Raw genomic sequence first — 2,899 nt, 5'->3', positions numbered from 1 at the left:
CCTCGAGGCCCGCCCGGGGGAGCGCGAGCGCCCGGGGGAGCGCGAGAGGCGTGAGCACGGCGAGAGCCGCGCGCCCCGGCGCAGGCCCCCCGCCGCGCGCGGGCCGCAGCGCACCCCGCTGTTCGACCAGTTCGCCGACCCGGATCGCCCCCGCGCCGCCGGCGAGTGATCCACCGGGGACCACCGGGCCGGCGGCGGCCCGGGAGGCCCGCGCGCGCCGGCCCGTTCCCGCGCCACCGATTTCGGATGGGCGCCTCCCGGGTGCTAAAGTCTTCCTCGTTCGCAGGGGCCTGTAGCGCAGCCTGGTAGCGCATCTCGTTCGCAACGAGGGGGTCAGGGGTTCAAATCCCCTCAGGTCCACGTGAAAAGCCGTTCCCGATACCAGGGGCGAACGGCGTCCGGAATCCCGTCCGATCACCTCGATCGGACGGGATTCGGTGTTTCCGGCCCCGGGGTCGTCCCGGTGGGGCAGTTCCGACGCCCCGGCGCCGCACCCCGGGGACAGCGCTCCCACACCGCTGTCCCGGCGCACGGCGCACGGCGCACGGCGCGCCGCCGGTTCACCCGGCGGTGTCGGGCCGGACCTCGACCACCGTGAGGCGTGTGGTGGCACGGGTCGTCGCCACGTACAGGTCGCGGGCCCCGGCGGGACGGGCGGCACGGATGCCGGCGGGGTCGACGAGCAGGACGGTGTCGAACTCCAGCCCCCGTGCCTCGTCGGCCGGTACCACCACGACGTTCCGGCCCGTCGGGCCGGCCTCCAGGTCGCCGACCCGCCTCGGCGGGCAGATGACGCCGATGAGGCCCTCCGGGTGGAGCCGTCGTTCCTCCTCGATGAGCCGGTCCACCGATCCGGCCGTCTCCACCTCCGTGGTCCCGAGCGTGCGCGGAACCGCGCCGTGCCGGATCGACCGGGAGGGCCGCTGTCCCGGGGCCACCTCGGCGAGGAGCGGCGCGGAGGCCCGGAGGATCTCGGCGGTGGTGCGATAGTTCACGGTGAGGGTGTGTGTCTCGAACCGGTCGCCGACGAAGGGGGAGAGCGCCGCCTCCCACCCGTGGATGCCGGTGTTCGATCCCGCCTGCGCGAAGTCCCCGACGATCGTCATCGATCGGGACGGGCAACGGCGCATCAGCATCCGCCACTCCATTCCCGTGAGTTCCTGCGCCTCGTCGACCACGATGTGCCCGAAGACCTGTTCCGGGGGGCCGTCGAGGAGGTGGCGGGCCTCATCGAGGAGCGCGAGGTCGGCGGTGGTGGGGCCGGGTGTCGGAGCCCCGGCGAGCAGCTCCCTCTCCTCCGGCGTCCACCCGGGCAGCAGGGAGGCGAGCGCCGCCCGGTCGGCGAGGAACTCCCGGAGCACGGCGCCGGCCTCCAGCCGTGGCCAGACCCCCTGGACCAGGGAGTCGATGCCGGGATCCCCGGTCAGCGACGCCCGCACCGTCTCCCGGTCGAACCCCGGCTGCCCGGAGCCGGGGTCGGCGGTCTCGACGCCGAGCCGGCGCAGGTCCGCCGCGGTGACCCGGTCGGGGTCGACGCCCAGCACTTCGGCGACCTCGGCGTCGATGGTGTCCAGGGTCTCGGCCGCGCGCTCCTCCATCAGGTCGACCAGCTCCTCGACGACCTCCTCGGTGAAGCGCTCCCGCGCCGGGTTGTGGCCGGGCGCGTCCCGCAGGGCGGTCCGTCGTGCCCGGTCGACCGCGGAGACACCCATGGTCATCGTGTCCCGGCCGATGGTCACGGTCAGCGGAACGCCGTGCGGTCGGCGGGCCTCGACCCATCGGGCGAGCGCCTCGGCGAGATCGGCGCGGCCCTTCACCTCGGCGACGACGGCCGGCTCGGTGGCGCCCGGCTTCACCCCGACGAGGTCGGCGGCGGTGGCGAGGCGCACGTCGTTCTCGCCGAGCGAGGGCAGGACGTCGCCGATGTAGTCCAGGAAGCGGTGGTTCGGCCCGTGGACGAGCACGCCGCGGTCGGCGACCCGCGGGAAGGAGTGGAGGACGTAGGCGGCCCGGTGCAGGGCGACGATCGTCTTGCCGGTCCCCGGTCCGCCCTGCACCACGGTCACGCCGCGAGAGGGGGAGCGGACGATGGCGTCCTGCTCGGCCCGGAGCGTCGAGACGGCCTCGCGCATCCGACCCGTGCGGGCCCGGCCCAGGGCCTCGACGAGGGGGCCGTCCCCGACCACGTCCTCCTCGGTGGGAGCGGAGCCGTCGAGCAGTTCGTCGCTGACGCCCACGACGGTACGACCCTCCAGCCGCAGGTGCCGGCGTCGCCGCAACCCCAGCGGGGACGCGGCGGTGGCGGCGTAGAACGGCCGCGCGGCGTCCGCGCGCCAGTCGATGAGCAGCAGGTCGCCCCCCTCGTCGCGCAACGCGACGCGGCCGATGTGCAGCGAGGTGCCGGTGGTGGTGTCGACGCGGCCGAAGCACAGCGCGCGTTCGGCCGCGCGCAGTTCGCCGATGACCCGGGTGAGGCGGTCGACCTCCAGGTCGCGGGCGTACATCTCGCCGGGGCTCTCGGGCCGGACGGCCAGGGCCCGCTCCCGCTGTCGGAGCGTTTCCGTCAGGTCGTGGTCCAGTCGTCGGTACATCGCCTCGACCGCCGCGCGCTCCGCGAGGACCTGCCGATCCCGGCCGTCGCGGGCCGCCCGGCGCCGGGCGGGGGGAGCCGCGGGCGGATCGGCCGGGGAGACACCGTCTCCACCGTCGCCCCTCGGCCGCGTGCTCCCCGGCTTCCCCGCTCCGATGCTCCGCCTCATCCCACGCCCTTCCACCGTGACCCGTACCGTACACCGTACGGCAATGTCGGGCCGGGCTGCGGGCTGCGGGCTGCGGGCTTCGGGAACGGGCGCCGCGCGAGGTGAGGCGGAGGAGCGGAAGAGGGGTGGGGCGTGGGAGG

The 2,899-nt window shown here is 75.4% G+C and carries 1 protein-coding gene and 1 tRNA gene; one reads left to right on the top strand and one right to left on the bottom strand.

What is annotated here, in order from left to right; all coding sequences use genetic code 11:
• Nucleotides 1–286 precede the first annotated feature (286 nt).
• Nucleotides 287–360: transfer RNA gene (locus FNQ90_RS18310), tRNA-Ala, on the top strand.
• Between the two features lie 200 nt (nucleotides 361–560).
• On the opposite strand, the gene FNQ90_RS18305 is transcribed toward FNQ90_RS18310, so the two are convergent.
• Nucleotides 561–2,759 (bottom strand): HelD family protein, encoded by a 2,199-nt coding sequence (locus FNQ90_RS18305; RefSeq protein WP_182607372.1) that lies wholly within the window; start codon nucleotides 2,757–2,759, stop codon nucleotides 561–563.
• Between the last annotated feature and the right edge of the window lie 140 nt (nucleotides 2,760–2,899).

This window comes from Streptomyces alkaliphilus, assembly GCF_014141535.1.
GTDB lineage: Bacteria > Actinomycetota > Actinomycetes > Streptomycetales > Streptomycetaceae > Streptomyces > Streptomyces alkaliphilus.
Note: the sequence above shows the minus strand (reverse complement) of the source record. Positions and strands in the feature narration are given on the sequence as shown.

Coding starts and splice junctions, on each gene's coding strand:
- FNQ90_RS18305 (WP_182607372.1), bottom strand. CDS start 2,759: ATGAGGCGGAGCATCGGAGCGGGGAAGCCGGGGAGCACGCGGCCGAGG.